This is a genomic window from Streptomyces sp. NPDC036822 (genome assembly GCF_055609145.1).
The window spans coordinates 326566-347740 of record NZ_JBVJPY010000002.1 but is presented as its reverse complement, the minus strand read 5'-3'; the positions used below and the strand labels follow the sequence as shown (position 1 = coordinate 347740).

The 21175-nt window shown below is 72.6% G+C and carries 19 protein-coding genes; 9 read left to right on the top strand and 10 right to left on the bottom strand.

The window, feature by feature from the left end; translation table 11 throughout:
- Positions 1 to 4: 4 nt before the first annotated feature.
- From ACZ68P_RS05970 to ACZ68P_RS05950, 5 genes are all read right to left on the bottom strand, one after another.
- Positions 5 to 709 (bottom strand): VanZ family protein, encoded by a 705-nt coding sequence (locus tag ACZ68P_RS05970; protein ID WP_471003212.1) that lies wholly within the window; start codon positions 707 to 709, stop codon positions 5 to 7.
- A 68-nt stretch (positions 710 to 777) separates the two neighbouring features.
- Entirely contained in the window at positions 778 to 1116 is a 339-nt protein-coding gene (locus ACZ68P_RS05965; RefSeq protein WP_471003209.1) for a thioredoxin family protein, read from the bottom strand.
- Between the two features lie 5 nt (positions 1117 to 1121).
- Positions 1122 to 1514: a MerR family transcriptional regulator gene (locus ACZ68P_RS05960; protein ID WP_471003206.1), complete on the bottom strand. Its 393-nt coding sequence runs from the start codon at positions 1512 to 1514 to the stop codon at positions 1122 to 1124.
- A gap of 55 nt (positions 1515 to 1569) precedes the next feature.
- Complete coding sequence (locus ACZ68P_RS05955) at positions 1570 to 2418, bottom strand: nitroreductase/quinone reductase family protein (protein WP_471003203.1); 849 nt, start codon at positions 2416 to 2418, stop codon at positions 1570 to 1572.
- Between the two features lie 101 nt (positions 2419 to 2519).
- Positions 2520 to 3050: an Lrp/AsnC family transcriptional regulator gene (locus tag ACZ68P_RS05950; protein ID WP_471003200.1), complete on the bottom strand. Its 531-nt coding sequence runs from the start codon at positions 3048 to 3050 to the stop codon at positions 2520 to 2522.
- A gap of 45 nt (positions 3051 to 3095) precedes the next feature.
- On the opposite strand from ACZ68P_RS05950, the gene ACZ68P_RS05945 reads away from it, so the two are divergent.
- From ACZ68P_RS05945 to ACZ68P_RS05935, 3 genes are read left to right on the top strand one after another with little or no spacing between them, the layout of a single operon-like run.
- Positions 3096 to 3989, top strand: a complete 894-nt coding sequence (locus tag ACZ68P_RS05945; protein WP_471003197.1) for an NAD-dependent epimerase/dehydratase family protein — start codon at positions 3096 to 3098, stop codon at positions 3987 to 3989.
- A complete protein-coding gene (locus ACZ68P_RS05940) occupies positions 3989 to 4948 on the top strand; it encodes an aldo/keto reductase (RefSeq protein WP_471003194.1) in 960 nt (319 codons plus the stop codon). Before ACZ68P_RS05945 ends, ACZ68P_RS05940 begins: the two co-directional genes overlap by 1 nt.
- Before the next feature lie 54 nt (positions 4949 to 5002).
- Positions 5003 to 6445 (top strand): glycoside hydrolase family 16 protein, encoded by a 1443-nt coding sequence (locus tag ACZ68P_RS05935; protein ID WP_471003191.1) that lies wholly within the window; start codon positions 5003 to 5005, stop codon positions 6443 to 6445.
- A 175-nt stretch (positions 6446 to 6620) separates the two neighbouring features.
- Here the strand turns inward: ACZ68P_RS05935 and ACZ68P_RS05930 are convergent, their stop codons facing one another.
- A complete protein-coding gene (locus tag ACZ68P_RS05930) occupies positions 6621 to 7979 on the bottom strand; it encodes a cation:dicarboxylate symporter family transporter (protein ID WP_471003188.1) in 1359 nt (452 codons plus the stop codon).
- Between the two features lie 172 nt (positions 7980 to 8151).
- On the opposite strand from ACZ68P_RS05930, the gene ACZ68P_RS05925 reads away from it, so the two are divergent.
- The 3 genes from ACZ68P_RS05925 (at position 8152) to ACZ68P_RS05915 (ending at position 11387) form a co-directional block, all read left to right on the top strand.
- Positions 8152 to 9786, top strand: coding sequence for a sensor histidine kinase (locus ACZ68P_RS05925; RefSeq protein ID WP_471003184.1), 1635 nt, complete (start codon positions 8152 to 8154; stop codon positions 9784 to 9786).
- Positions 9783 to 10484 carry a response regulator gene (locus tag ACZ68P_RS05920; RefSeq protein WP_471003181.1) on the top strand — a complete coding sequence of 234 codons (702 nt, stop codon included), beginning with the start codon at positions 9783 to 9785 and terminating at the stop codon, positions 10482 to 10484. Before ACZ68P_RS05925 ends, ACZ68P_RS05920 begins: the two co-directional genes overlap by 4 nt.
- A gap of 294 nt (positions 10485 to 10778) precedes the next feature.
- Entirely contained in the window at positions 10779 to 11387 is a 609-nt protein-coding gene (locus ACZ68P_RS05915; RefSeq protein WP_471003879.1) for a helix-turn-helix domain-containing protein, read from the top strand.
- A 157-nt stretch (positions 11388 to 11544) separates the two neighbouring features.
- On the opposite strand, the gene ACZ68P_RS05910 is transcribed toward ACZ68P_RS05915, so the two are convergent.
- A complete protein-coding gene (locus tag ACZ68P_RS05910; protein WP_471003178.1) occupies positions 11545 to 12660 on the bottom strand; it encodes an RICIN domain-containing protein in 1116 nt (371 codons plus the stop codon).
- Positions 12661 to 12961: 301 nt separating this feature from the next.
- The gene (locus tag ACZ68P_RS05905) at positions 12962 to 13987 is read right to left on the bottom strand and encodes an ATP-dependent 6-phosphofructokinase (protein ID WP_365716791.1); all 1026 of its coding nucleotides are present in this window, start codon (positions 13985 to 13987) and stop codon (positions 12962 to 12964) included.
- 253 nt (positions 13988 to 14240) lie between these two features.
- Here ACZ68P_RS05905 and pta point away from each other — a divergent pair, with 253 nt between their 5' ends.
- From pta to pyk, 3 genes are all read left to right on the top strand, one after another.
- On the top strand, positions 14241 to 16328 hold the full coding sequence (pta, locus tag ACZ68P_RS05900) for a phosphate acetyltransferase (protein ID WP_471003175.1): 2088 nt from the start codon (positions 14241 to 14243) through the stop codon (positions 16326 to 16328).
- A complete protein-coding gene (locus tag ACZ68P_RS05895; protein WP_471003173.1) occupies positions 16325 to 17605 on the top strand; it encodes an acetate kinase in 1281 nt (426 codons plus the stop codon). Before pta ends, ACZ68P_RS05895 begins: the two co-directional genes overlap by 4 nt.
- A gap of 74 nt (positions 17606 to 17679) precedes the next feature.
- Positions 17680 to 19110, top strand: coding sequence for a pyruvate kinase (pyk, locus tag ACZ68P_RS05890; RefSeq protein ID WP_471003170.1), 1431 nt, complete (start codon positions 17680 to 17682; stop codon positions 19108 to 19110).
- Positions 19111 to 19210: 100 nt separating this feature from the next.
- Here the strand turns inward: pyk and ACZ68P_RS05885 are convergent, their stop codons facing one another.
- Positions 19211 to 20494, bottom strand: coding sequence for a hypothetical protein (locus ACZ68P_RS05885; protein WP_471003167.1), 1284 nt, complete (start codon positions 20492 to 20494; stop codon positions 19211 to 19213).
- Positions 20484 to 21101: a DUF6114 domain-containing protein gene (locus tag ACZ68P_RS05880; RefSeq protein WP_471003163.1), complete on the bottom strand. Its 618-nt coding sequence runs from the start codon at positions 21099 to 21101 to the stop codon at positions 20484 to 20486. The genes ACZ68P_RS05885 and ACZ68P_RS05880 overlap by 11 nt, the downstream gene beginning before the upstream one ends.
- Between the last annotated feature and the right edge of the window lie 74 nt (positions 21102 to 21175).

Sequence of the window (21175 nt, the reverse complement as noted above, 5' to 3'; positions counted from 1 at the left end):
CGGCTCAGCCCGCCGCCACCGGCGCGGGGCGGGGCTCCTGTGACGGCGCCTGCGCCCGGGTGCGCCACCAGCGGCGCGACGCCAGCCCGGCCAGGACGGCGCCGGCGGCGTTGACCAGGACGTCGTCCACGGAGGACACCCGGTCCAGGCGCAGGACGTACTGGGCGGTCTCGACGAGGGCCGAGCAGCCCGCCCCGAGCGCCAGGATCCGCGGCACGGACGCCGTCGCCGCGAACCGCATCGGGGCGAAGAACCCCAGCGCCGCGAAGACCAGCAGATTGCCGGTGATCCCGAGCGGCCCCATGGTCACCAGGTCCCGCAGCGGGACCAGGCTCACCCTGGCGGGCACGGTGTCGCCCCCGCCGCCCGGCATCATGGTCATCCACACGAACGGCAGCGTCCCGTGGACCATGCCCACCTCGGCCAGCGACAGCCGCCACGGCGACGGGACGTCGGCGGCCCGCCGACGGCGTGCCAGGATCCACACCACAAGACCGGACAGCGGCAGCGCGACCAACGTCATGAGCACCACGCCGTTGAAGGTGTCGAAGCAGCCGTGCCACCGCCCGGCCAGGCACGTCGGCGCGGACATCATGAGCGGCCGCCGCACGACGTACACGGCGCCGGCCAGGCCGAGGACCGCGAGGCCGGGGAGCAGGATCGCGCGCGTGCGGCGGGGGCGTACCGGCGGGGGTGCGTGATGGGTCATGGGACCAGGAGACCCGGAGCGCCGTTGCGGTGGCGTATCCGGTTTTCGATACGCCCGCGATACACGCCTTAGGCCCCGAGGACGTCCTCCAGTTCCTGCAGGAGCCGGCGCTTGGGGCGGGCGCCCACCATCGAGAGGACCGGTTCGCCCGCCCGGAACACCATCAGGGTCGGTGTCGACAGCACCCCGTACCGCAGGGTGGTCTCCGGATTCCTGTCCACGTCCAGCGTGACGATCTCCAGTCGGTCCTTCTCCTCCGCGGCCACGGCCCCGAGGACCGGCGCCAGCTGGCGGCACGGGCCGCACCAGTCGGCCGTGAACTTCACCAGGACCGGCAGCGGCGACCCCAGCACCCGCGCGTCGAAGTCCGCGTCCGTGACCGCGTCGACGCCCTGCACCTGAAGCATGTCCGTCATCCTCCGAGTTCGCATGTGGGTCGCGGACCGCCGGGCAGCTCCGCCTCGGCCCGCAGCAGCTGCGCGGCGACCTGCGCGCGCGCCGCCTGGAGCTGTTCGACCAGGCCGTCGAGCTCCGCGAGCTTCCTCCGGTACACGTCGAGGGAGGCGGGACAGGCGTCCCCGGCCGGGTGCCCGGCGCGCAGGCACTCGACGAACGGCCTCGTCTCCTCCAGCTCGAACCCGACGTCCTGCAGGGTCCGGATCTGCCGGATCAGGCGCAGGTCGTCCTCGTCGTAGGTGCGGTAGCCGTTCTCCGCGCGCCGGGCGGCCAGGAGGCCACGGGACTCGTAGTACCGCAGAGTCCGCGTGGTCGTCCCGGCCCGCTCGGCCAGCTCGCCGATTCGCATGTCCCCGAACGTAGGCCTTGACGCCGACGTCAAGGCAAGCGGGGCGCGGGTGCGGTCAGGCGCTGCCCCGGAGCAGCGGGATGACCTGCTCCTCCTCGTAGGCGAAGTGGGTCTCCAGCTCCGCGCGGAGCCGGTCGAACTCCGCGCGCAGCACCGCGGGGGCCACCTCGTCGAGCCGGGCGAGCAGGGTGCCCAGCTCGTCGAGGACGCGCGCCACCGTCGCGTGCTCGGTCCGCAGCCGCTCGAAGGCGTCGGCCTTCTCGGGGTGGGTGCGGGCGAGGTACGGGAAGAGCCCCGCGTCCTCCCCGCCGTGGTGGACGGCCATCGCGGAGCAGAAGGTCAGGCAGTGGCGGCGCAGCTCGACGGTGAGTCCCGGGGCGGTGCGGCCGCCGAGCCCTTCGCTCAGGGCCGCCAGTTCGCGGCGCAGCCAGTCGTGGATCGCGACCAGCTCGTCGGCGAGGGCGTCGAGCCGGTCCGGCGGGGTGTAGGTGTCCTCGGGGACGCGGTAGAGGGCGACGACGGGGATGATCCGGTCGGTCGCCTTCTGGTAGTCGGCGTAGCCGGGGGCGGCGGCGACCATGCGGGCGAAGAGGTCGTCGCGCTCGGCTCCGGTGGCGGCGACGGCGGTGGCCTGCCAGGTCTCGGTGCCCAGCTCCACGGTGACGGTGGGGTTCACGAGGAGGTTGCGGTACCAGTCGGGGTGCCGGTCGGAGCCGCCGGCCGAGCCGGTGACCAGGAGGCGGTCGCCGTCCTCGACGAAGCCGAGCGGGGTGGTGTGTGCTTTTCCGGACCAGGCGCCGGTGGTGGTGAGAAGGAGAAGCACCCATCCCTCGAAGGGGCCGCCGAGGCGTCCGGCGTTGGTGCGGAATTCGTCGATGACACGGGTGTTGAAGTGGAGGGGCAAAGCCGTCCCTACGGTCCTCTTGCCTCCATGCCTCCGCTTTCCGGGCGCGGACCGGCACGCGACGCGAGTCCCCACATCTCAACGGCTCGGCCGAGAGGTTGTCAAGGGCGGTCTCCGGAGGGCGGCAGCAGCGGTTTGCGCTCCACGGGGGACGACAGCACGATCGAGGTGGTGGTCCTGCCGAGGGCGGAGGTCTGCTCCAGGATGTCCTCGAGGTGGATGGTGTCGGTGACGGCGACCTTGAGGATCCAGCAGTCCTCGCCGACGACGTGGTGGGCCTCCAGGACCTCCGGCCGGGCGAGGAGTTCCAGGGTCCGGGGGTGCTTCAGGGTGTAGCCGCCGTGCGGGTCGACCCGGATGAACGCCTGGATGCCGTAGCCGAGCCGGGCGGGGGAGACGTGCGCGCCGTATCCGGTGATCGCCCCGCAGGCCTCCAGGCGCCGCACCCGCTCGGTGACGGCCGCCGGGCTGAGCCGGACGCGGCGGCCGAGTTCGCTGAGCTTGATGCGGCCGTCCTCCTGGACGAGCTCCAGGATCCACCGGTCGATGGTGTCGAAGGCGGTCGCCGACGTTTCGTTGGCGGCCGGTCGCGGATGCCGTGGTTCTTTCGGTACGACGGCTTGAACGGCCATGTTTCCCCCTTCAGATGGCGCCTTCACAACGTAACACTGGAGGGCATGGACATTCTGATCATCGGAGGAAGCCGCTATTTCGGAAAGCGGCTCGTCCTCCGGCTGCTGGAATCCGGACACGCGGTGACGGTTCTCAACCGGGGTTCCGGCACGCCCCCGGAAGGCACGACCCATCTCGTCGCCGACCGGAATGACGAGGCGGCTCTGGAAAGGGCGCTGGGCGACCGCACGTTCGGCGTCGTCGTCGACCAGTTCTGCTACACCCCGCGCCAGGCGGCGGTGGCCCGCCGGGTGTTCGGGCCGCGCACCGGGCGGTACGTGATGACCTCGACGGTCGAGGTCTACGGCGACGGGGACTTCCGTGCCCCCGTACGGGAGGAGGCCGTCGACCCCCGGACGGTCGCGGTCGACCTGGAGCTCCCCTGGGAGGACCCGGAGTTCCTCGACGGGCACTACGGCGAGGGAAAGCGGCAGGCCGAGGCGGTCTTCGCGGCCGATCCGCCGTTCCCGTACGCCTCCGTGCGGGTGGCCCACGTCCTGGGCGGGGACGACGACTTCACGGGGCGTCTCGACCACTACGTCCGGCGCGTCCGGGCGGGCGAACCGATCGCCGTGCCGGCGGTGAACCACCCGGCCACCTACGTGTACGTGGAGGAGATCGCCGCCTTCCTCGCGTGGGCGGCCGAGGCGGAATTCACCGGCCCCGTCAACGCGCATTCCGACGGAACGCTCACCACCGCCGATCTCTGCGCCGAGATAGAGCGGCAGGTGGGCGGGCGGACCGTTTTCCGTGAGGTGACCGACGGCGCGACATCGCCGCTCTCCTTCGCCCGCTCGTACGCCATGGACAACTCCCGCGCCCACGCCCTGGGATTCCCCTTCGGGCACGTCTCCCGATGGCTGGCGCGGGCCGTGGCCGAGACGGCGGGGGCGCGCTGATGCGGTACCGGATGCTGGGCGACGTACGCGTCGGCGCCATCGGGCTCGGCGCCATGCCGCTCGCCATCGAGGGCCGTCCCGACGAGGCGCGGGCCCGGGCGACCGTCCACGCGGCGCTCGACGCGGGCGTCACGCTCCTGGACACGGCCGACTCCTACCACCCGCCGGGCGGCGCGCCGGGCGAGGGCGAGCTGCTCGTGGCGCGGGCGCTGGCCTCGTACGGCGGGCGGACGGACGACGTGCTGGTGGCGACCAAGGGCGGGCGGGGCCGGACGGCCGACGGCGGCTGGACGGTGGACGGACGCCCGGAGCATCTGCGGCGGGCGGCCGAGGCGTCCCGCCGCCGGCTCGGCGTCGAGGCGATCGGGCTCTATCAGCTGCACAAGCCGGACCCGGCCGTGCCGTACGCCGAATCGCTCGGGGCGGTAAGGGAGTTGCTGGACGCGGGCACGGTCCGACGGGCCGGGATCTCCAACGTGGACACGACGGGGATCCGGCTGGCCCGGGAGATCCTGGGCGAGCGGCTCGTCTCCGTGCAGAACCGGTACTCCCCCGCCGACCGTTCCGGCGAGGCGGAGCTGCGGCTCTGCGCGGAGCTGGGCCTGGCGTTCCTGCCGTGGAGCCCGCTGGGCGGCATCTCGCGCAGCTCGCTCGACGGGCCGTCGGCCCGGGGACGGGACGGGCGGCCGGGCGGGGACGATCCGCGGTGCGCGGGGTTCCACCGGGTGGCGCGGGCGCGCGGGGTGAGCCCGCAGCGGGTGGCGCTCGCCTGGCTGCTCGCCCGGTCGCCGACGGTGCTCCCCATCCCGGGGGCGAGCCGGCCGGAGACGGTGCGCGATTCCGCGTCCGCCGCGGAACTCATTCTGCGGGCGGACGAGTTGGCCGAGCTGGACGTTCAGGGACCGAACACACCCGACCCATTGACGGGGCCGGTGTCTCCAACTACAAAAGCTGTCTGAGAGCGCTCTCAACCCCCCGCACACCCCGCGCACCATCGCCCCGGAGGTGTTCCCTTGAGCCGCGTCAGACGCACCCCCCTGCTCGCCTCACTCCTCGCCACCGCCCTCGCGGGCGGCGCCCTGCTCGGTCTCGGCGGAGCCGGCTCCGCCAGTGGCGCCGTCCCCCCGGCGCCGGGCTGGTCGCTCCAGTGGAGCGACGACTTCGACGGCCCCGACCGCTCGCTGCCCAACAGCGCCGACTGGCAGATCGACACCGGTCACGGCTATCCCGGCGGCCCCGGCAACTGGGGCACCGGGGAGATCCAGAACTACACCGCGAGCCCCGACAACCTGCGGCTCGACGGCACCGGCAACCTCCGGATCACCCCGCTCCGGGACGGGGCCGGGAACTGGACCTCCGCCCGGATCGAGACCAAGCGGGCCGACTTCAAGGCCCCCGCCGGCGGGACCCTGCGCATCGAGGGCCGCGTCCAGATGCCGAACGTGACCGGGGAGGCGGCGCTCGGCTACTGGCCGGCGTTCTGGGCGCTCGGCGCGCCCTACCGGGGCAACTACTGGAACTGGCCGGCCATCGGCGAGTTCGACATCATGGAGAACGTCAACGGCGTCAACTCCGTCTGGGGCGTGCTGCACTGCGGAGTGAACCCGGGCGGCCCGTGCGGTGAGACCACCGGCATCGGGGCCAGCCGGGTCTGCCCCGGAGCGAGCTGCCAGTCGGCGTTCCACACGTACCGCTTCGAGTGGGACCGCTCGGTCTCCCCCAACGAGCTGCGCTGGTACGTGGACGACCAGCTCTTCCACAGTGTGAACGAGACCCGGGTGGGCGCCCAGGCGTGGGCCGACATGACCAGCCACGCGGGGTACTTCATCCTCCTGAACGTGGCCATGGGCGGGGCGTTCCCGGACGCGCTGGCCGGGAAGACCCCGACGGCCGCGACGGTGCCGGGGAAGCCCATGCTGGTCGACTACGTCGCCGTGTGGACGCGGGGCGGCTCGACCACGCCTCCGCCGACCACCCCTCCGCCGACCGGCTCCTCACAGCTCTACCTGCGGACGGGCGGGGGCGCCGGGGACGCGGCCGCCGCGTCGACGGTCTCCCTGGCCTCGGCGGGCGGCGGCAACCACGACGGGGTCCCCAACAGCCCGCAGGTCTTCACCTCGGGACCGATCACCCGGGCGTACAACGGCGGCTCCACGCAGTTCGACCTGTTCGTGGACGCGGGCTCGGTGATCGCCAACGGTCAGCAGGTGCGGGTGAGTTACGACCGGACCGGGGACGGCACCTGGGAGCGGAGCGAGACGTACCAGTACTTCGCCACCGATCCCGTGCCGGGCTTCGAGCACTACACCCAGGCGAGGGGCCTGAAGTCGGCCACCGGGAGCCACGGGGACCTGGTGAACGGCCGGGTCCGGATCGAGGTCTGGAACGCGATCGGGAACGGGCCGAGCACCCTCGGCATCGGCGACCGGTCGGTGGTCCGCATCCCGTTCGCCTGAGATCCCTCCGGCCACGATCCGGCCTCCGTCGGTCCCCCCGCCACGGCCGGGGACCGACGGAGGCGAGCCGGGAAGGAGACGGCCCCGGCCCGAACGACGGCGCGGGCCGGACAGACGACGAGGACGACCCCGGCCGGGGAGGTGGCCGGGGTCGTTCCTTCGCCGTCCGCCCGGGTCAGACGCCCGCGCGGGCCTTCTCCTCGCCCTCCTCGGCACGCTGGTCCGGGACCTCCGAGGGGGCCGGGGCGTGGTCGTCGACCAGGGTCTTCTCGTCGAAGGGGACCCGGCCGGCCAGTACCTCGGCGACCCGCGTCCTGTCGATCTCCTTGGTCCAGGTGCCGACCAGGACGGTCGCGACCGCGTTGCCCGCGAAGTTCGTCAGCGCACGGGCCTCGCTCATGAAGCGGTCGATGCCGACGATCAGGCCGACGCCGTCGACCAGGTCGGGGCGGTGCGACTGCAGGCCGCCCGCGAGGGTCGCCAGGCCGGCGCCGGTCACGCCCGCCGCGCCCTTCGAGGCGATGACCATGAAGACGAGGAGGGAGATCTGCTCGGCCACCGAGAGCGGGTTGCCCATCGCCTCGGCGACGAAGAGCGAGGCCATCGTCAGATAGATCGCCGTGCCGTCCAGGTTGAAGGAGTAGCCGGTGGGGACGGTGATGCCGACCACCGGCTTGCTCACGCCGAGGTGCTCCATCTTCGCGATCAGGCGCGGCAGCGCCGACTCGGACGACGAGGTGGAGAGGATGAGCAGGAACTCGCGGCCCAGGTACTTCAGGAGCGCCAGGATGTTGACCCCGGCGACCAGCCGCAGGATCGCGCCGAGCACCACGAAGACGAAGAGGGCGCAGGTCACGTAGAAGCCGATCATGATGACGGCGAGCGACTTCAGGGCGTCGACACCGGTCGCGCCGACGACGGCCGCGATGGCGCCGAACGCGCCGATCGGCGCGACCCACATGATCATGGCGAGGATGCGGAAGACCAGCCGCTGGATGTGGCCGATCCCGCGCAGGACCGGCTCGCCGGCCTTGCCCATCGCCTGCAGCGCGAAGCCGGCGAGGAGGGCGACGAGCAGGGTCTGCAGGACCTCGCCCTGGGTGAAGGCGGAGACCAGCGTCGTGGGGATGATGCCGAGGACGAAGTCCACCGTGGACTCGTGCGCCCCGTCCGCCTGCTTGGCACCGGCCTCGGCGACCTCCTTGGTGAGGTGCAGGCCGGAGCCGGGCTCCAGGAGGTTGCCGACGACCAGGCCGATGGCGAGGGCGACGGTCGACATCACGACGAAGTACCCGAGCGCGAGGCCGCCGACGGCACCGACCTTCGCCGCCTTCCTGACCGAGCCGACGCCGAGGACGATCGTGCAGAAGATGATCGGCGAGATCATCATCTTGATCAGGTTCACGAAGCCGGTGCCCAGCGGCTTCAGCTCGACGGCGACGCCCGGGGCCAGGAAGCCGACCGCGATGCCGAGCACCACGGCGGCGATGACTGCGAGATACAGGTAATGGGTACGGTCCCGTCGTGCGGCCACGGGGTCCTCCTCGTGCTGATGGGGTGTCCATGTCCCGGTGGATCCCCGCGACTATCCATCAGCCTGTGACCGGGGTCACCCTTGCGTTCCTTTCGTTCACGCGCGCGTGCGTCACAGAACGATTCGGGAACGGGATTCCGCCTCGCAAATCGAGCCAGGCACACTTACCCGCATGCGCCTCTGTCTCCCCCGGCCCCGCAGCCTCGCCGGCCAGCTCTTCGCGATGCAGGTCGTGCTGGTGGCGGCGATCGTGGCCGGGTGCGCCGTCTTCGCGTACGTCACCGACCGCGCGCAGGCCGAGGAGACCGCACGCCGGCAGTCCGCGGCGACCGCGACCACCGTCGCCGAGTCCCCCACGGTCGTCGCGGCGGCCGGGTCGGCGGACCCGACGGCGCTGCTCCAGCCGTACGCGGAGTCGGTACGGCACCGCACCGGGGTCGCCTTCGTGGTGATCATGGCCCCGGACGGGACGCGCTGGACCCACCCGGAGCCGGGGCAGATCGGACACGCCTACCTCGGCCACATCGAGGAGGCCGCCCGGGGCGGGACCCTCTCCGAGACGCATCCGGGGGTGCTCGGCCCCTCCGTCCGTACGATCACGCCGGTGCGCGACCACGGCCGGGTCGTGGCGCTGGTCAGCGCGGGCATCACGATCGAGAAGATCAGCGAGCAGGTACGGGAGCAGGTCACGGCGCTGCTGGGCATGGCGGGCGCGGCGCTGGCCCTGGGCGGCGTCGGCACGTACGTCATCAACGCCCGGCTGCGGCGGCACACGCACGGCATGAACGCGACCGAGCTGAGCCGGATGCACGACTACCACGAGGCCGCGCTGCACGCGGTGAGCGAGGGCCTGGTGATGCTGGACGGCCGGCGCAGGATCGCGCTGATCAACGACGGCGCACGGGAGCTCCTCGGCCTCGGCGCGGACGTGGTGGGCACCTCGGTGACGGAGCTGGGGCTGCCGCTCCCGCTCACCAGTGCGTTGCTCGCCTCTGAGCCCCGGGTGGACGAGCTGCACCTCACGGCGGAGCGGGTCCTCGTGGTCAACACCCGGCCGGTGGTGGGCGGGCAGCGGCGCGGCACGGTCGTCACCCTGCGGGACCGCACCGAACTGCAGGCCCTGTCGGGCGAGTTGTCCTCGGAGCGGGGGTTCACGCAGGCGCTGCGCGCACAGGCCCACGAGGCGGCGAACCGGCTGCACACGGTCGTCTCGCTGATCGAACTCGGCCGGGTCGACGAGGCGGTCGGTTTCGCGACGGCCGAGCTGGAGCTGGCGCAGGCGCTCACCGACCGGGTGGTCGACGCGGTCGGCGAACCGGTTCTGGCGGCCCTGCTGCTCGGCAAGGCGGCGCAGGCCAACGAGCGGGGCGTGGAGCTGGTGCTGACCGAGGACAGCCGCATCGACGACGGCCTGCTGCCCCCGGAGATACCGTCCCGGGACCTGGTGACGATCCTCGGCAACCTGATCGACAACGCGGTCGAGGCGGCGGGCGCGGTACCGGGCGGTCCCGGCAGGGCGCGCCCGCGCGTCACGGTCACCGCGCTGGTGCGCGGCGGGGAGCTGCTGATCCGGGTCGGTGACAGCGGGGCGGGGATCTCCGAGGAGGACCGGGACGCGGTCTTCGAGCGCGGCTGGTCCACCCAGGGTCCGGGACGGGGCCTCGGCCTCGCCCTGGTCCGCCAGGCCGCGGCCCGGGCGTCCGGGACGGTGGCCCTCGACCGCTCCTCCGACGGCGGCGCGGAGTTCTCCGTACGGCTGCCGCTGGAGCGGCGTGCGGTGCACGCCGCCGTGGAGGTGACGGCGTGAACCGGCCGGACCCGCCGATTCGGGTGCTGGTCGTGGAGGACGACCCCGTCGCCGCGGACGCGCACGCCCTCTACGCCGGGCGGGTCCCGGGCTTCGTCGTCACCGGGGTCGCGCACTCCCGGGCCGCCGCCGTGCGGGTCCTGGACCGGACGCCCGTCGATCTGCTCCTGCTCGACCTCTACCTCCCGGACGGCCACGGCCTCCAGCTCCTGCGCGCGCTGCGCGCGGCGGGGCACTCCGCCGACGTCATCGCCGTCACCTCGGCGCGCGATCTCGCGATCGTCCGCGAAGGGGTGTCGCTCGGCGTCGTCCAGTACGTGCTGAAACCGTTCACCTTCGCGACCCTCCGCGACCGGCTGACCCGGTACGCCGAGTTCCGCGCCGCGGCCGGGGAGGCCGCCGGGCAGGACGAGGTGGACCGCGCCCTCGCCACCCTCCGCACCCCGCGGCCGGCCGCGCTCCCCAAGGGGCTGAGCGCCCCCACCCTGGAGGCGGTCACCCGCACCCTGCGGGACGCCCCCACCGGGCTGACCGCGGCGGAGGCCGGGGCGGCGGTGGGGATCTCCCGGATCACCGCGCGCCGCTATCTGGAGCACCTGGTCACCGAGGGGCGGGCCGCGCGGGCCCCGCAGTACGGGCAGGTCGGCAGGCCGGAGCTGCAGTACCGGTGGATCACGACGACCCGGCCGGGGCACTGACGCGCGCCGGGGCGGGCCCGGCGCCCTTGCGGGGCGGGGGCTTGGTGATCTACGGTCCTGGAGCGCGCCTCTCTACGCGCGGTGAGCGGATCCCTCCGGCGTCCGCGGCAGGAGGGCTTCCGACCCCTCCGGGCGGTTACCCACCGGTTCCCACGTTTCTACGACTTCTGGCCTTGGGTGAACGCACCGTAGCCAATGGTCACGTTCCGCACCTACCGTGACGGCGTGCAGCCCTCCCCTCCTCCCCCTCCGTTCAACGCTCCCGCCGCCCGCCGGCTTCGCGAAGGCCTCGGCATGGCTCCCGGCCACGTCGCCTACGGCCTGCGCGCCCAGTACGGCCTCGCCGTCTCGCCCGACACCGTCGTCGCGTGGGAACGCGGCCGCCTCGCTCCGACCTCGCACGAGCTGACCGCGCTGGCCGGGGTCCTGTGGTGCGCGCCCGCCGAACTCCTGGCCGCCGCCACCACCCTCCGCGAGCACCGGATGGCCCGCGGCCTCGCGGCCGACGAGCTGTCCCGGCGGATCGGGCTCGACGCCCAGGCGTATCTCCGCATGGAGGAGTCCGGCCGCTGGCGCGGCAACGAACGGCAGACCGCGGCCCTCGCCGAGGCCCTCGGCATGGGGCCGCGCGCCCTGCTGACCGCCACCGGCCGGGACGACGACCTCGCGGCGCTGCTGCGGGACGCGGCGACGACCCGCTGGCAGGCATACGTCCGGCCGGCGGTGAAGATGCTGCCGCTGCCCAAGCGGGTGCTGGAGTCCGCCCTCCAGCGGCTGCACACCGACTACCACGCCAGGATGGCGGCGACGAGCAGCTGGGGCGCCTCGGGCGACAGCGGCGACTCCGGCCGGGAGTTCCTGGACGGGATCGTGGAGCACTTCTGGGCGGCGACCGGCGCGTAGACCGCGCCCGGGGACGTCCTCGGGGACCGCCACGAAGAGCGCGTCCCGGCTCGGTGTACGGGTACGCCGCCGGCCACGTCGGCCTGGACCCGTCCGTGGTCGGCGCGCTGCGGGCCCGCCTGGTGGGAGACGCGCCGCGTGAGGAGCCGTCCTATGGCTACCGGCGGTCGAAGCTGAAGAGCTGGCCGGCGGCGTCCGCGCGGCAGGGCGCCTGGCTCAGGCGGGCCCACGCGGCGGTGCGGTCACCGACGACGGTGACGCAGACGCCCGGGGTCCGCGAGCCCTCGGGGCGGATGCGGTAGCCCCTGACGGGGGTGCCGAAGGGCTCCAGGGCGAAGGACTCCACGCGGGTCGGGTCCCCGCACTCCGAGTCCTCCAGCGGGGCGTCCGGGATGCGGCCGGCGGAGGGGATGCCCGCACAGCCGGGGCCGTAGTCGGGGTGGTCCGAAAGGACGCGCCAGGAAGCGCCCCGCTTCTCGAGGGAGTAGAGGGGGACGACCGCCCCCTCGCACGCCACCTGGTGGACTTGGCCGTTCCTGCTGCCCCGGCGCTCGTTCAGGCACAGGTCCGAGCCGATCACACGTATCCGCACCTCCCCGGCCGCCGGTGCCGTCAGCCGCGGGGGGCCCGTCCCGTCGTCGTCGCTGACGACGGCGAGGACCAGGCTGAGGGCGGCGAGGACCAGGCCGGCGACGGCCACGAGGGTGACGAGCGTCCGCCCTATCCGCCACCGGGGCGCGGGGGCGGCCGGCTCGGGCACGGGGTCGGGCCCGGGAGCCGCGGGCCATACGGCGCTCGCCTCCGCGCCGGAGCCCTCCGCCTCGGCGTCGGTCCCGATGTCCGTCCCTGGGTCCGGAGAGGCTTCCGTCCCGGTACCCGGACCGGCTTCGACGCCGACGGCCGCGGCTGGCACCCCGGCGGCCGGGCCGGCCGTGTCCTGGGCCGGCCGGGCCGCCGGGCCCGGGGCGTACCGTCCCCGGACGGCGAGTTCCTTGCGGACCGCCTGCCAGCTCTCCAGCTCCCCGGGGCCGACCCCGCAGGCGCGGACGAAGGAGGCGAGCAGCTCCTCACGGGGGACCGTCGTGCGGGCCAGCATGTTCGCCACCGTCGAGCGGGGCAGGACGTCGCCGTGTGCCTCCGCCCGGGCCGAGAGCTCGCGGTAGGTGAGTCCGGACCAGTCCTTGAGGGCCTGGAGCGCGGCGATGAAGGCGGCGGGGTCGCCTGCCTCCCTCGGGTCGGGCGCTCCGCGCCCGCCGGTCTCGCCCTCGGTCATGCGACGTACCCCGCCCCTCCCCCGGAACCGGCCATCGGACGTGCCCGCACAGAGTTGGGACATGTCCGGGACAGGCGTAAGCCTTGTTGATGATGGTGTTCAACTCAAGAGTGGAAACCAGCAATTCCGGTCGCGGACGAAACGTCCCGATCAAGACCGAACGGCCCCGATCGCTCACGGGGGTGGCGATCGGGGCCGTTCTCTCGACGGGCGCTCCCGGGCCGCACACCGCCCCACTCGGACCGGCGCCCGGCGGGAACCGGCACTCGACGGGAACCGGCGCCCGGCACGGGCCGACCGGTCAGAAGACCGACTCCGCCTCCGACATCCGGCTCTCCGGCACCGTCTTCAGCCGCGTCACGGCCTCGGCCAGCGGCACCATGTGGACGTCCGTGCCCCGCAGCGCCGTCATCCGACCGAACTCGCCGCGGTGCGCCGCCTCCACCGCGTGCCAGCCGAAGCGGGTGGCGAGCACCCGGTCGTACGCCGTCGGCGTGCCGCCGCGCTGGACGTGTCCGAGAATGACGGGCCGCGCCTCCTTGCCGAGGCGCCGCTCCAGCTCGACGGCGAGACGGTTGCCGATGCCCTGGAAGCGCTCGTGGCCGTACTGGTCGATCTCGCCCTTCTGGTACTCCATGGAGCCCTCGGCCGGGTGGGCGCCCTCGGCGACGCAGACGACGGCGAACTTCTTGCCGCGCGCGAAGCGCTCCTCGACCATCTTGACCAGGTCGTCCACCTGGAAGGGGCGCTCGGGCAGACAGATGCCGTGGGCGCCGCCGGCCATGCCGGACTCCAGGGCGATCCACCCCGCGTGACGGCCCATCACCTCCACCACCATCACCCGCTGGTGCGACTCGGCGGTGGTCTTCAGACGGTCTATGGCCTCCGTCGCGACGCCCACGGCGGTGTCGAAGCCGAAGGTGCGGTCGGTGGAGGAGATGTCGTTGTCGATCGTCTTGGGGACGCCGACGACCGGCATGCCGGCCTCGGAGAGCAGCCGGGCGGCGGTCAGGGTGCCCTCGCCGCCGATCGGGATGAGGACGTCGATGCCGTACTTCCGGGCCAACTCGGGGGCGGAGGCGGCGGCTTCCGCCAGCCGGGCGCGCTCGAGGCGGGCGGAGCCGAGGATCGTGCCGCCCCGGGCGAGGATGCCGCTGACGGCGTTGAGGTCGAGGGGGCGGTAGTGCCCGTCGAGGAGCCCCTTGAACCCGTCCTCGAAGCCGATCACTTCGTCGTGATGACCGGTGAGCGCGCGGTGCACGACCGACCGGATCACTGCGTTCAGGCCAGGGCAGTCGCCGCCTGCGGTGAGAACTCCGATGCGCATCGTGCTGTGTCTCCTGCTCGGGTAGCGGTACGTGTGAGCCCTCTCGATTCTCCCACGCCGGGCCCGGCGGCGACGTTCGCGACTGCTCCGCGCGTCCTTGGGGCAGACGGTCGGGGGGCCCTTCGTCCCCTCTTACGGGCCTTTCGTCCGGCGGGCGTCCTACCCACCCGCGGAGGTATTGTCAAGAGGGCATTGCCGCCCTATCGGGCGTGTGCGACGCACTCGGTTGACGGACTGGACAGGAGACCACGGCGTGACGCGGAGCGTGTACGTGACCGGGATCGACCGCGGGGACGGCCGGCAGGTCGTCGAGCTGGGAGTCATGGAGCTCCTGACCCGCCAGGTGGACCGGGTGGGGGTGTTCCGGCCCCTGGTACACGACGGGCCCGACCGTCTGTTCGACCTCCTGCGGGTGCGCTACCGGCTCTCCCAGGACGCGGCGACGGTCTACGGCATGGACTACCACGAGGCGGCCGCGCTCCAGGCGGAGCGGGGCACGGACGAGCTGGTCTCCCTCCTCGTCGACCGCTTCCACCGGGTCGCGCGGGAGTACGAGGTCGTGCTCGTCCTCGGCACCGACTACGCCGGCACGCAGCTCCCCGACGAGCTGGCGCTCAACGCGCGCCTGGCCAACGAGTTCGGCGCCTCGGTGATACCGGTGGTGGGCGGCAAGGGGCAGACCTCCGAGTCCGTGCGGGCCGAGGCGCGCAACGCCTTCCGGGCCTACGACGTGCTGGGCTGCGACGTCCTCGCGATGATCGTCAACCGGGTGACCGCGGACGACCGGGCCGCCATCGCCGAGCGGCTGTCGGCCCGGCTGCCCGTGCCCTGCTACGTCCTGCCCGACGAGCCGGCCCTCGCCGCGCCGACCGTCTCCCAGATCACCCACGCGCTCGGCGCCTCGGTGGTGCTCGGCGACGACGCGGGCCTGGCCCGGGACGCCCTCGACTTCGTCTTCGGCGGCGCGATGCTGCCGAACTTCCTCGACGCGCTGACGCCGGGGTGCCTGGTGGTGACGCCCGGGGACCGCGCCGATCTCGTCGTGGGCGCGCTCGCCGCCCACTCGGCGGGCACGCCGCCCATCGCCGGGGTGCTGCTCACCCTCGACGAGCGGCCCAGCGAGGCGATCCTGACCCTGGCCGCCCGGCTCGCGCCCGGCACCCCGGTCATCTCGGTGCCCGGCACCAGCTTTCCCACCGCCGCCGAACTCTTCGGCCTGGAAGGGAAGTTGAACGCGGCGACCCCGCGCAAGGCGGAGACCGCGCTCGGGCTCTTCGAGCGGCACGTGGACACGGCCGATCTGCTGAAGCGGATCTCGGTGGCCCGCAGCGGCCGGGTCACCCCGATGATGTTCGAGCACGACCTGCTCGAACAGGCCCGCGCCGACCGCCGCCGGGTGGTGCTGCCCGAGGGCACCGAGGAGCGGGTGCTGCGCGCCGCCGACGTACTCCTGCGCCGGGACGTCTGCGACCTGACGCTGCTCGGCGACGTCGAAGTGATCCGCAAGAAGGCCGCTGACCTCGGCATCGACCTCTCCTCGCCGTCCACGCAGCTGATCGACCCGCACACCTCCGAGCTGCGGGACTCCTTCGCCGCGAAGTACGCCGAGCTGCGCGCCCACAAGGGCGTGACGGTGGAACTCGCGTACGACGTGGTGGCGGACGTGAACTACTTCGGCACGCTCATGGTCCAGGAGGGCCTGGCCGACGGCATGGTCTCCGGCTCGGTCCACTCCACGGCGGCGACCATCCGCCCGGCCTTCGAGATCATCAAGACCAAGCCGGACGCCTCGATCGTCTCCTCCGTCTTCTTCATGTGCCTGGCCGACAAGGTGCTGGTGTACGGCGACTGCGCGGTCAACCCCGACCCCGACGCCGAGCAGCTCGCCGACATCGCCGTGCAGTCGGCGGCGACCGCGGCCCGCTTCGGCGTCGACCCGCGGATCGCGATGCTCTCGTACTCCACCGGCACCTCGGGCTCCGGCGCCGACGTGGACAAGGTGCGCGAGGCGACGAAGCTGGTGCGCCAGACCCATCCGGGGCTGCGCATCGAGGGCCCGATCCAGTACGACGCCGCGGTCGAGCCGTCGGTCGCCGCGACCAAGCTGCCGGAGTCGGAGGTGGCGGGGCAGGCGACCGTGCTGATCTTCCCGGACCTCAACACCGGCAACAACACCTACAAGGCCGTGCAGCGCTCGGCCGGCGCGGTGGCCGTCGGACCGGTCCTCCAGGGTCTGCGCAAGCCCGTGAACGACCTCTCGCGCGGCGCGCTCGTCAGCGACATCGTCAACACGGTCGCCATCACGGCGATCCAGTCCCAGGTTCAGGAGCTCCCCGCATGACCGCCCGCCCGGCCCCGGCCGCCGCCTCCGCCCTGCCCGACGAGCCCGGCTCGGCCCCTCACGCCACGCGCGTCCTCGTCCTCAACTCCGGCTCCTCGTCGGTGAAGTACCAGCTCCTGGAGATGCGGGACGGCAGCCGGCTCGCGGTCGGCCTGGTGGAGCGGATCGGGGAGGAGACCTCGCGGCTGGTCCACACCCCACTCCAGGGCGGTGGGGGCGTGCGGCGCGAGAGGAGCGGCCCGATCGCCGACCACGGGGCCGCGCTGAAGGCGGTGGCCGAGGAGCTGACGGCGGACGGTCTGGGCCTGGACTCCCCGGAGCTCGCCGCGATCGGCCACCGCGTGGTGCACGGCGGACTGCGGTTCAGCGCGCCGACCGTGATCACCGACGAGGTGCTCGCGGAGATCGAGCGGCTGGTCCCCGTGGCACCGCTGCACAATCCCGCCAACCTCACGGGCATCCGCACGGCCATGGGGCTGCGGCCCGACCTGCCGCAGGTGGCCGTCTTCGACACCGCCTTCCACACGACGATGCCGGAGTACGCGGCCCGGTACGCGATCGACGTGGAGACCGCCGACGCGCACCGCATCCGCCGCTACGGCTTCCACGGCACCTCGCACGCCTACGTGTCCCGCGAGACGGCCCGGCTGCTCGGCAGAGCGCCGGAGGAGGTGAACGTGATCGTGCTCCACCTGGGCAACGGAGCCTCGGCCTCCGCCGTCCGGGGCGGCCGGTGCGTGGACACCTCGATGGGCCTCACCCCGCTGGAGGGCCTGGTCATGGGCACCCGCTCGGGCGACGTCGACCCGGCGGTCACCTTCCATCTCAAGCGGGTGGCGGGCATGTCCGACGACGACGTGGACACGCTGCTCAACAAGCGGAGCGGCCTCGTCGGCCTGTGCGGCGACAACGACATGCGGGAGATCCGCCGCCGGGTGGACGAGGGCGACGAGCGGGCGAAGCTGGCCTTCGACATCTACATCCACCGGCTGAAGAAGTACATCGGGGCGTATTACGCGGTACTCGGGCGGGTGGACGCGGTGGCGTTCACGGCGGGTGTCGGCGAGAACGCGGCTCCCGTGCGGGAAGCTGCCATCGCCGGCCTGGAGGAGCTGGGCCTGGCGGTGGACGCCGGCCTGAACGCCGTCCGCTCCGACGAGGCGCGGCTGATCTCGCCGGAGTACGCGCGGGTCGCGGTCGCCGTGGTGCCGACCGACGAGGAGCTGGAGATCGCCCGGCAGAGCTACGCACTGGTGCACGGAGAAGTGAACGCCTGAGCGGGGCCCCGCCCATTTGTACTTTCCGCCAGCCGGAATATTCCGCAGTGAAACAAACCGATAGGATCCGCCTCATGCGCCGTTCCAAAATCGTCTGCACGCTGGGCCCCGCCGTCGACTCGTATGAGCAGCTGAAGGCTCTCATCGAGGCCGGCATGAACGTGGCCCGATTCAACATGAGCCACGGAACCCAGGCCGAGCACCAGGAGCGGTACGACCGCCTCCGCAGGGCGGTGGCGGACACCGGCCGCGCCGTGGGTGTGCTCGCCGACCTCCAGGGCCCCAAGATCCGGTTGGAGACCTTCGCGGAGGGTCCCGTCGAGCTGGTGCGCGGTGACGAGTTCACCATCACCACCGAGGACGTCCCGGGTGACAAGTCCATCTGCGGCACCACGTACAAGGGTCTGCCGGGCGACGTGTCCAAGGGCGACCAGATCCTGATCAACGACGGCAACGTCGAACTGCGGGTCGTCGAGGTCGAGGGGCCGCGGGTCAAGACGATCGTCGTCGAGGGCGGTGTCATCTCCGACCACAAGGGCATCAACCTGCCCGGTGCGGCGGTCAACGTCCCGGCCCTGTCCGAGAAGGACGTCGAGGACCTCCGCTTCGCGCTCCGCATGGGCTGCGACATGGTCGCCCTGTCCTTCGTCCGCAACGCCGACGACGTCAAGGACGTCCACAAGGTGATGGACGAGGAGGGCCGCCGGGTCCCCGTCATCGCCAAGGTCGAGAAGCCGCAGGCCGTCGACAACATGGAGGGCGTCGTCGCCGCCTTCGACGCGGTCATGGTGGCCCGTGGCGACCTCGCCGTGGAGTACCCGCTGGAGAAGGTCCCGATGGTGCAGAAGCGCCTCGTGGAGCTGTGTCGCCGCAACGCCAAGCCGGTCATCGTCGCCACCCAGATGATGGAGTCGATGATCACCAACTCGCGTCCCACCCGCGCGGAGGCCTCCGACGTGGCCAACGCGATCCTGGACGGCGCGGACGCGGTCATGCTGTCGGCGGAGTCCTCCGTGGGCGCCTACCCGATCGAGACCGTGAAGACGATGTCGAAGATCGTCGTCGCGGCCGAGGAGGAGCTGCTCTCCAAGGGCCTCCAGCCCCTCGTGCCGGGCAAGAAGCCCCGCACCCAGGGCGGCTCGGTGGCCCGCGCGGCCTGCGAGATCGCGGACTTCCTGGGCGGCAAGGCGCTCATCGCCTTCACCCAGTCCGGCGACACCGCCCGCCGGCTGTGCCGCTACCGCGTGGCCCAGCCGATCCTGGCCTTCACCACGGACGAGAGCACCCGCAACCAGCTCACCCTGAGCTGGGGTGTCGAGTCCTTCGTCGTCCCGCACGTGGACAACACGGACGCGATGGTCGACCTCGTCGACGCGGAGCTGCTGAAGCTCCAGCGCTACAACGACGGCGACACCATGGTCATCACCGCCGGCTCGCCCCCCGGCGTCCCCGGCACCACGAACATGGTCCGGGTGCACCACCTGGGCGGCCAGCAGCGCGACTGACGCGCGGCGCCCCGCCCCGCGCACACGACGAGGGCCCCCGTCCGGTTCGGACGGGGGCCCTCGTCGTGTGCGCGGAATCCCGGAAGGGTCGCCCGTGCGGTCAGCTCGGCTCGATCGTGTTGCGCAGGCCGGGCACCTTGAGGGTGCCGCCGAACTGGCCGGCCTGGATGACCTCCACGCCGGTGAAGAACGCGAAGGGCACGTCGAGGGGCGGCGGGCTCTGCGGGTTGAAGGTGATCGGGATCAGGCCGAAGAGGTTGCCCTTCAGCTGCTCCGTGTACATGGTCACCGTGCCGTTGCGGATGGTCGACGTCGAGCCCTTGTCCGAGCGGACATGGCCGGTGTGACCCTCGGAGTGCACCGTGCGCTGGTGCAGGTCCTTGATGTCGACACCGTCGCTCGCGGTGAACTTCAGCACCTTCTTGATCTTGCCGCTGCCGGTCTTCACCTCGACGATGCCGTGGTACTTGAGGCCCTTGAGCGTGAGCATGGTGCTGTTCAGCTTCCAGGGCTCGTCCGGCAGCAGCGGGATGCCGGGCTCCAGCTCCGCCGCCGCCAGCGCCTCGGGGTCGGGCTCCGGGCACGGGAAGCGCGGCTTGGCGCCGTCGGGTATGTCCTCGTCCTTCTTGGCGTCGAGGCCCTTGGCGTCCTCGGGCAGCTCCTTGACCTCGGCGCCCGCCTTGTCGGCGGCCTCCTTGATCGCGTCCTTGGTCCTGTCGACCGGAGCCTCGGGCCCGGAGGACGTGCCCGCCGTCGGAGCGGTCGTGGGAGCCGTGGTCGGAGCGGTCGTCGGCTTCTCGGCCGGGGTGGTGGCCGTCGGCGACGGGGTGACGGACGGCGTGGCGTCGGGCCCGTCGAAGAAGTCCTTGATCTTTTCGCCGACGCCCAGCGGGTCGAGCGGGTTGACGCTCTTCGTCGGGGTGGGCGTGGGCGCCGGGGTCGCCGACTGCTGGGGGGCGGTGGTCTGCGCGGCTCCCGCCTTCGCCGTCTCGTCCGCCGAGGGCGTGACGTCCGGCGCGGGCGTCTCCTGCTCCTGGGTGGGCTCCGGCTCGGGTTCCGGCGTCCGGTCGGCGCTCGCGCTGGGCGTGGGCTTCTCGGTCGGCTTCGTCGACTCCTCGTCCACCGGCTCGTCCGAGCGGGTCACGCACGGACCGGGGGCGAAGGGGATGTCCTGCTCGTCGGCGAGGGCCAGCTTGGGAGCCATGCCCATGCCCATGAGGACCGCCGTCGGCATGGCCGCCAGGGCCATCGCCTTGCCCGCGGGCCCCTGGATCTTGTTCAGCAGCGACTTGCGCGGGGCCGCGTGCCGCGGACCCTTTCTTGCCAGAGTGGCGTCGCCCGCAGCCGTCGCCGACTGCGCCGACTGTGTTTCGTCACCCCGCACTGTTCCTCCCGCCGTTGACGTCGATCGTCGATTCGGTCGCCTGCGCACCGGGGCCCGGCAGCGGGTCCGGCTCCTGACCGGCGCGCTGCTCCGGGACCGTGACGGCTCCGAGGGCGTGGTGGCCCTCGTACCCCTCGGGGCCCAGCGGCGGACCGTCGTACTCGTGCTCGTGCGGGACGGCTACGCCGTCGGTCTGCCCGGTGGACTGCTCCACCGGTACGCCCGGCGCCCAGGAGACGGAGAGTCCGCCGCCGATGAGCGAGCACATGAACCCGACGACGAGGCCGCCGAAGTTCGAGACCGGGATGGAGACGAGCCCCAGGACGATCGCCGCGACGCCCGCGAACACCCGGACGACGGGCTGGAACCACATCGTCAGGCCGAGCGTGATGAGCAGAACGCCGATGATCAGTGCTCCGGCGCCGGCCGTGGTCGCCATGGCCAGCGTCATGTTGCCGAGCCGCATGTCGCCGTAGGGCAGATACGCGATCGGAACACCGCCGATCATGGTGAACAGGCCGCCCCAGAACGGGCGGTTGCCCCGCCAGGCGCGGAAACGCAGCCGCCAGTAGTGGAATCCGCGGGAACCAGTGGACTCGGCGCTCATGGAAAACAGCTCCCTGGAAGCGGTGTTGCTGAGAAGAGTGGTGAAAGGGAGAGCGAGTCCCCCGGAACGGACGG

What these genes read in the sequence shown, in the direction of transcription:
- ACZ68P_RS05895 (WP_471003173.1), top strand. Translation starts at nt 16,325, where the DNA reads ATGACCGCCCGCCCGGCCCCGGCCGCCGCCTCCGCCCTGCCCGACGAG.
- ACZ68P_RS05960 (WP_471003206.1), bottom strand. Translation starts at nt 1,514, where the DNA reads ATGCGAATCGGCGAGCTGGCCGAGCGGGCCGGGACGACCACGCGGACT.
- ACZ68P_RS05905 (WP_365716791.1), bottom strand. Translation starts at nt 13,987, where the DNA reads ATGCGCATCGGAGTTCTCACCGCAGGCGGCGACTGCCCTGGCCTGAAC.
- ACZ68P_RS05925 (WP_471003184.1), top strand. Translation starts at nt 8,152, where the DNA reads ATGCGCCTCTGTCTCCCCCGGCCCCGCAGCCTCGCCGGCCAGCTCTTC.
- ACZ68P_RS05950 (WP_471003200.1), bottom strand. Translation starts at nt 3,050, where the DNA reads ATGGCCGTTCAAGCCGTCGTACCGAAAGAACCACGGCATCCGCGACCG.
- ACZ68P_RS05880 (WP_471003163.1), bottom strand. Translation starts at nt 21,101, where the DNA reads ATGAGCGCCGAGTCCACTGGTTCCCGCGGATTCCACTACTGGCGGCTG.
- ACZ68P_RS05970 (WP_471003212.1), bottom strand. Translation starts at nt 709, where the DNA reads ATGACCCATCACGCACCCCCGCCGGTACGCCCCCGCCGCACGCGCGCG.
- ACZ68P_RS05945 (WP_471003197.1), top strand. Translation starts at nt 3,096, where the DNA reads ATGGACATTCTGATCATCGGAGGAAGCCGCTATTTCGGAAAGCGGCTC.
- pyk (WP_471003170.1), top strand. Translation starts at nt 17,680, where the DNA reads ATGCGCCGTTCCAAAATCGTCTGCACGCTGGGCCCCGCCGTCGACTCG.
- ACZ68P_RS05940 (WP_471003194.1), top strand. Translation starts at nt 3,989, where the DNA reads ATGCGGTACCGGATGCTGGGCGACGTACGCGTCGGCGCCATCGGGCTC.
- ACZ68P_RS05915 (WP_471003879.1), top strand. Translation starts at nt 10,779, where the DNA reads ATGGCTCCCGGCCACGTCGCCTACGGCCTGCGCGCCCAGTACGGCCTC.
- ACZ68P_RS05965 (WP_471003209.1), bottom strand. Translation starts at nt 1,116, where the DNA reads ATGCTTCAGGTGCAGGGCGTCGACGCGGTCACGGACGCGGACTTCGAC.
- ACZ68P_RS05910 (WP_471003178.1), bottom strand. Translation starts at nt 12,660, where the DNA reads ATGACCGAGGGCGAGACCGGCGGGCGCGGAGCGCCCGACCCGAGGGAG.